8 protein-coding genes are annotated in these 6,728 nt (G+C 71.7%); 7 read left to right on the top strand and 1 reads right to left on the bottom strand.

Annotated elements, in window-relative coordinates; genetic code table 11:
- Positions 1 to 47: 47 nt before the first annotated feature.
- From G7A99_RS02975 to G7A99_RS02985, 3 genes are all read left to right on the top strand, one after another.
- Positions 48 to 1,454, top strand: a complete 1,407-nt coding sequence (locus tag G7A99_RS02975) for an FAD-dependent oxidoreductase (RefSeq protein ID WP_163138810.1) — start codon at positions 48 to 50, stop codon at positions 1,452 to 1,454.
- 140 nt (positions 1,455 to 1,594) lie between these two features.
- On the top strand, positions 1,595 to 2,662 hold the full coding sequence (hemE, locus tag G7A99_RS02980) for a uroporphyrinogen decarboxylase (RefSeq protein WP_018718653.1): 1,068 nt from the start codon (positions 1,595 to 1,597) through the stop codon (positions 2,660 to 2,662).
- Positions 2,652 to 3,140, top strand: coding sequence for an NUDIX domain-containing protein (locus G7A99_RS02985; protein WP_051088233.1), 489 nt, complete (start codon positions 2,652 to 2,654; stop codon positions 3,138 to 3,140). The genes hemE and G7A99_RS02985 overlap by 11 nt, the downstream gene beginning before the upstream one ends.
- Here G7A99_RS02985 and plsY read toward each other — a convergent pair whose 3' ends face one another.
- The gene (gene plsY / locus G7A99_RS02990; RefSeq protein ID WP_018718651.1) at positions 3,141 to 3,731 is read right to left on the bottom strand and encodes a glycerol-3-phosphate 1-O-acyltransferase PlsY; all 591 of its coding nucleotides are present in this window, start codon (positions 3,729 to 3,731) and stop codon (positions 3,141 to 3,143) included.
- 118 nt (positions 3,732 to 3,849) lie between these two features.
- On the opposite strand from plsY, the gene folB reads away from it, so the two are divergent.
- The 4 genes from folB to G7A99_RS03010 all read left to right on the top strand — a co-directional run.
- A complete protein-coding gene (folB, locus tag G7A99_RS02995) occupies positions 3,850 to 4,212 on the top strand; it encodes a dihydroneopterin aldolase (protein ID WP_018718650.1) in 363 nt (120 codons plus the stop codon).
- Positions 4,209 to 4,697, top strand: a complete 489-nt coding sequence (gene folK / locus G7A99_RS03000) for a 2-amino-4-hydroxy-6-hydroxymethyldihydropteridine diphosphokinase (RefSeq protein ID WP_163138811.1) — start codon at positions 4,209 to 4,211, stop codon at positions 4,695 to 4,697. Before folB ends, folK begins: the two co-directional genes overlap by 4 nt.
- A 4-nt stretch (positions 4,698 to 4,701) precedes the next feature.
- Positions 4,702 to 5,901, top strand: a complete 1,200-nt coding sequence (locus tag G7A99_RS03005) for a class I SAM-dependent methyltransferase (RefSeq protein WP_018718648.1) — start codon at positions 4,702 to 4,704, stop codon at positions 5,899 to 5,901.
- Positions 5,898 to 6,728: adenylate/guanylate cyclase domain-containing protein (locus G7A99_RS03010; protein WP_305792307.1), on the top strand; the 831-nt coding region annotated here is incomplete at its 3' end. The genes G7A99_RS03005 and G7A99_RS03010, both read left to right, overlap by 4 nt.

The raw sequence follows: 6,728 nt of genomic DNA on the forward strand, positions 1-6,728 counted from the left end.
CCGCGCGTGGCGGCCCGGTGCCGCCACGCCCCGAGACGAAGCGAGCTATGGGTAACAACTTTCAGTTCATCGAGGTCCCCCGTCAGGACCCGGAGAAGAAGGCGGCAGCGGCCCGCAAGGTCGAGTTCAAGGAGATCTACGGCAACTTCGATGCCGAGACGGCCGGCGCCCAGGCCGACCGCTGCGTGGAGTGCGGCAACCCCTACTGCGAGTGGAAGTGCCCGGTCCACAACTACATCCCGAACTGGCTGAAGCTGGTCGCCGAGGGCAACCTCTTCGAGGCGGCGGAGCTCTCCCACAAGACCAACTCCCTGCCGGAGGTGTGCGGACGGGTCTGCCCCCAGGACCGTCTCTGCGAGGGCGCCTGCACCCTTAACGACGGCTTCGGGGCGGTGACCATCGGCTCGGTGGAGCGCTACATCACCGACGAGGCCTTCAAGCAGGGCTGGCGCCCGGACATGTCCGGCGTGGTCCGCACCGGCCGGCGCGCGGCCATCATCGGCGCCGGCCCGGCGGGCCTCGGCGCGGCGGACATCCTCGTGCGCAACGGCGTGGACGCGGTGGTCTACGATCGCTACCCGGAGATCGGCGGCCTGCTGACCTTCGGCATCCCGCCGTTCAAGCTGGAGAAGGAGGTCATCGCCAAGCGCCGCGAGATCATGGAGTACACCGGCGTCGAGTTCCGCCTCGGCGTCGAGGTGGGGCGCGACGTCAGCTTCGAGACCCTGGAGCAGGAATACGACGCGGTGTTCCTGGGCATGGGCACCTACAACTACATGCGCGGCGGTTTCCCCGGCGAGGACAAGGAGGGTGTCTACGAGGCCCTGCCCTTCCTGGTGTCCAACATCAACCGCCTGATGGGCTTCGAGCGCGACCGCTCGGAGTACATCGACATGCGCGGCAAGCGCGTGGTGGTCCTCGGCGGCGGCGACACTGCCATGGACTGCAACCGCACCTCCCTGCGCCAGGGCGCCAAGAGCGTGACCTGCGCCTACCGGCGCGACGAGACCAACATGCCGGGCTCCCGCCGCGAGGTCTACAACGCCAAGGAGGAGGGCGTGCAGTTCCGCTGGAACCGCCAGCCCGTGGAGATCCTGGGCGACGGCCGGGTCGAGGGCGTGAAGGTCATCGAGACCCAGCTCGGCGCCCCGGACGAGCGCGGCCGCCGGCGCCCGGAGCCCGTGCCCGGCACCGAGGAGGTCATCCCCGCCGACCGCGTGCTCATCGCCTTCGGCTTCCGGCCGAGCCCGGCGGAGTGGTTCGAGTCCAACGCCATCGGCGTGGACGATCGCGACCGCGTGATCGTCGACAAGGCCGGGCGCTACCCCTACCAGACCGGCAACGAGAAGGTCTTTGCCGGCGGCGACATGGTCCGCGGATCGGACCTCGTGGTCACCGCCGTGTGGGAGGGCCGCGAGGCGGCCAAGGGCATCCTCGCCTACCTCGGGGTGTGAACCGCCAGCGCCCGTGCACCTGAGCGGCGGCCGATCCCGGCCGCCGCGGTCGCACTACGGCTGCAGGACAGCGCGTACCGGGCCGGCCGACCCTGGCGTGATACACTGCCGCGCGTCATCCAACCGGCCGGGACGCCACCGTGAGTGAACTCCAAAACGACCGACTCCTGCGCGCGCTCGCACGCGAGCCGGTAGACCGCACCCCGGTCTGGCTGATGCGCCAGGCCGGCCGCTATCTGCCCGAATACCGCCGTGTGCGCCAGCATGCCGGCAGCTTCATGGACCTGTGCCGCAACGCGGACCTCGCCTGCGAGGTCACCCTCCAGCCCCTGGAGCGGTTCGATCTGGACGCTGCCATCCTGTTCTCCGACATCCTCACCGTGCCCGACGCCATGGGCCTGGGACTGTATTTCGAGCCCGGCGAGGGCCCGCGTTTCGAGCGCCCGCTGCGCGACGTCGCCGCCATCGACGCCCTGCCGCAGCCGGACGTGGGTACGGAACTCGCCTACGTCACCGATGCTGTCTCGGTCATCCGCCGCGAGCTCGCGGGCCGGGTCCCGCTGATCGGCTTCAGCGGCAGCCCCTGGACGCTGGCGACCTACATGGTCGAGGGCGGGTCGAGCCGGGACTTCCGCCACATCAAGGCCCTGGCCTACGACGAGCCCGCCGCGCTGCACCGCCTGCTCGCGCGCACCGCCGACGCCGTCACGGACTATCTCAACGCCCAGAGCGCCGCCGGCGCCCAGGCGCTGATGATCTTCGACACCTGGGGCGGGGCACTGGCCCATGACGCCTACCGCGAGTTCTCCCTGGCCTACGCCCGGCGTGTCATCGAGGGACTCGTGCGCGAGCGCGAGGGCCGGCGGGTGCCGGTGGTGTTCTTCACCAAGGGCGGCGGGCTGTGGCTTGAGGCCATGGCCGACTGCGGCGCCGACGGCCTGGGCATGGACTGGACCATCGATCTGGGCGAGGCGCGCCGGCGCATCGGTGACCGCGTGGCGCTGCAGGGCAACCTCGACCCGAGCATCCTCTACGCCCGTCCGTCGGTGATCCGCGAGCAGGTCGCCCGCGTTCTGGCGGAGTTCGGTGACGGTCCCGGACACGTCTTCAACCTCGGCCATGGGGTCCATCCGCAGATCCCGCCGGAGCACGTGGCCGCCATGGTGGAGGCGGTCCACGAGCTGAGCCCCGCCCGCCATGGCCGCTAGGCGTCCACGCAACCGTCACCGCGGCGGTGTCCGCGTGCTCTCGGCCGGGGTCGCCGTGATCCGCCGCGACGACGACTCCGGCGACTGGCGGTTGCTGATGCTGCGCGCCTACCAGTACTGGGACTTCCCGAAAGGGCAGGTCGAGTCCGGCGAGACGCCCCTGGAAGGCGCGCGCCGGGAGGTGGCGGAGGAGACCGGAATCACCCGGCTCGCGTTCCACTGGGGCCACTGCTACTTCGAGACCGGCCCCTACGCCCAGGGCAAGCTCGCGCGCTACTACATCGCCGAGACGCCGGAGGAAGAGGTCGTGATGGGCATCAATCCCGAGCTCGGGCGCCCGGAGCACCAGGAGTACCGCTGGATGGACTTCGACGAGGCCTTCCGGCTGACCTCCCCACGGGTCCAGCGGGTGCTGCGCTGGCTGCGACGCCGTCTGGAGCCCGCCGACGGGGAGGAGGACGCCTCCGGCGGAGCGTAGTCAGGCGCTGCGCTGACCGATTCGCGGCTCCTCCCCCGCGACGATACGACGGATGTTGCCGCGGTGGCGCCAGAAGGAGAAGGCCGTCATCGCCGCCATGGCCGCGGCCAGCGCCGGCTCGCCGGTCAGCCCCCAGACGTAGAGCGGCGCCAGCAGGAAGGCCGTCAGGGCAGACAGCGACGAGAGTCGTGTCACCGCAGCCACCAGCACCCACGTCGCCGCCGTGACGGCGAGCACCGCCCAGGACCAGCCGAGCAGCACCCCCAGACCCGTCGCCACGCCCTTGCCGCCGCGGAAACCGAAAAAGACCGGGTAGAGGTGCCCCAGGAACGCGGCGAGGCCGGTCAGCCCCACCACCACCGGCGCGGCCCCGAACGCCATCGCCGCCCATACCGGCAGTGTGCCCTTGAAGAAGTCGCCAGCCAGCGTCAGTGCCGCCGCGGGCCGCCCGCCGAGACGCAGCACGTTGGTCGCGCCGGGATTGCCGGAGCCCCCGCCGCGGGGATCGGGCAGGCCCATGAGCCGGCAGACCAGCACCGCCGAGGACACCGAGCCGACCAGATAACCGATGAGCACGAGTACAATCGTCATAGTGCCGCCATTCCAGCCGGTGCCCGGGCCGGGGTCAAGCCCGGCGCACGGCCCGGTGAGTTGGTAAGCCACCGCGCCCCGCGGGTATCATGACGCGACTCGTTACGGGATCACCAACATGGACAGCGTATTCATCGAGGGCCTGGAGCTGCGCGCACGCATCGGCGTGTGGGACTGGGAACGGGCGCTGAACCAGCGGCTGCGCCTGGACCTGGAGCTCGCCGCCGACGTCGCCGCCGCCGCAGCCAGCGACGAGCTGGCCGATGCGGTCAGTTACGCCGACGTCGCCGCCTGGCTGGTCGAGGCCGCCGGCGCCAGCGACTTCCGGCTGCTCGAGGCCCTCGCCGAACACCTGGCGGACGGCGTGCGCACGCGCTTCGGCGTGTCCTGGCTGCGTCTGTCGCTGACCAAGCCCGGCGCCGTGGCCGGCGCCCGGGGTGTCGGTGTACGCATCGAACGGGGAGCCACCGGGCAGGCATGACGCGGGTCTACGTCAGCATCGGCAGCAACATCGACCGCGAGCGCAACGTCCGCTCGGCGCTGGCCGCGCTACGCGCGCGCTACGGCGAGCTGGAGATCTCGCCGGTCTACGAGACCGAGGCCGTGGGCTTCGACGGGGACAGTTTCCTCAACCTCGTGGTCGGCTTCGACGCCGACTCCGACCCGGCCACGCTCACCGACGAGCTCAAGGCGGTGGAACACGAGCACGGCCGTGAGCGCCGCGCCCAGGGGCGCTACAACTCCCGCACCCTGGACCTCGATCTCCTCACCTGGGGCGAGGAGGCCTACGAGGACGGCCGCATCCACCTGCCCCGGGCGGAGATCCAGCGCTACGCCTTCGTCCTGCGCCCCCTCGCGGACATCGCCGGCGAACGCCGCCACCCCACCCTCGGCCGGCGCTACGCGGATCTCTGGGCGGACTTCGACGCCAGCGATCAGGCCATGCGCCGCATCCACCTGGAGTGATCCCGTGGCCGATGCCCTGCCACTGCCCGATACCGACGCCGCCGCACACAGCGGGCGGCTGGTCGAGCGCATCGTCGCAGCCATCGATGCCGCCGGCGGCACCGTCGGCTTCGACCGCTTCATGGAAATGGCGCTGTACGAACCGGGGCTCGGCTACTACAGCGCCGGGCAGCCCCGCTTCGGCGCCGGCGGCGACTACACCACCGCGCCGCTGACCACGCCGCTGTTCTCGCGCACGCTGGCGCGGCAGTGCGCGGAGGTCCTGGCGCGCATGGACGGCGGCGATATCCTGGAGTTCGGCGCCGGCACCGGCCGCATGGCCGCGGACATCCTCCTCGAGCTCGACGCCCTCGGCGAGGCGCCCCGGCGCTACTTCATCCTCGAGGTCAGTGCCGCGCTGCGCGAGGAGCAGGCGCGCACCCTCGCCGACGCCCTGCCTGACGGTCTGTACGAACGCGTGGACTGGCTCGAACGCCTGCCGGAGGCACCGCTGGACGGGGTGATCCTCGCCAACGAGGTGCTCGACGCCCTGCCGGTGCGGCGTTTCCAGGTCAGCGAAGACGGCCTTCACAGCCTCGCGGTGGGCCATGACCGCGGACACCTGGCATACCGCCTGAGCGAACCGGACACCGCCACCCGCAAGGCCGTCGCCGCCATCGAGGCGGACCTGGACACCCCCCTGCCGCGGGGATACAGCAGCGAGTACTGCCCCGCTCTGGACGGCTGGATCGGCGCCCTCGCCGACAGCCTTCGCCACGGCGTCGCCCTGCTCGTGGACTACGGCTACCCGCGACGCGAGTACTACCACCCGGAGCGGGCCATGGGCACGCTGCTGTGCCATTACCGCCACCGCGCCCATGACGACGCGCTCTGGTACCCCGGTCTCCAGGACATCACGGCGTCGGTGGACTTCACCGCCGCCGCGCGCGCGGCCTGCGCCGCGGGCCTGGACGTGCTCGGCTTCACCACCCAGGCACACTTCCTCCTCGGTGCCGGGCTGCCCGGGCTGATCGAGGCGGAGATGGCCGCCGGCACCGAGGCCGGCGTCATCGCCGCACAGCAGGCGAAACCGCTGGTCATGCCCGCGGGCATGGGCGAGCGCTTCAAGGTCCTCTATCTCGGCCGGGGCATGAACGAGCCGCTCACCGGCCTGTCCGTCGCCGACCAGACCGGGCGCCTCGGGGCGCTGACCAGCAGGCGATGACGTCCGTCATCCTGGTCATCGGCGAACAGCAGGGCGGCATTGCCGACGCCCTGCGCGCCGCGGACCTCCGGATGATCCACCATGCCGACACCGACGCCGCCCGCGAATGGCTCGCCGCACGCTGGCCCGCGGCCGTAGTCGTCGGCCCCCGGCCGGCGTCACTTGAGCTGGTACGCGAGCTCCGCGGGCACGAGCCGGACGGCGTCACCCCCATCCTGGTCGCTGCCACGGATCCCGCTGACCCCGCCATCGGCACGGCCATCGCCGCCGGCTGCGACGATGTCCTCACCCCCCCGTGCCCACCGGCGGTCGTGCGTGCACGCATCGACGGACTGCTGCGGCGTGCCGATTACCAGCGCGCCGCCGCCCGGCACCTGGGACCACGGCTGCATCAGCGGCTCACCGCTGGCACCGCCACCGGTCACGGCGACACCGAGACGGTCGACGCCTGCGTCCTGTTCACGGATCTCTGCGGCTTTACCGCGCTGTCGCAGACCGGCGGGTCCGCGGAGAGGCTGTTCGGGATGGTGAGCGCCCGCCTCGCGGCCCAGGTAACGGCGATTCACGACCGTGGCGGCTTCGTGGCCGGATTCAGCGGCGACGGGCTGATGGCCCTGTTCGACGGCCCGGAGCGTGGCCGGCGCGCCGCCACCTGTGCCCTGGCGATCCTCGCCACAGACCGCGACGACCACACCGCCCTGCCCCTCGCCGCCGGCCTGCATGCCGGCCAGGTCGCGCTGGGGGACCTGGGCAGCCCGCAGCACCTGGACTACACGGCCATAGGCGCCCCGGTGAACGTGGCCGCCAGGCTGTGCAGCGCCGCCTGC

This window comes from Arhodomonas sp. KWT, from assembly GCF_010993615.1.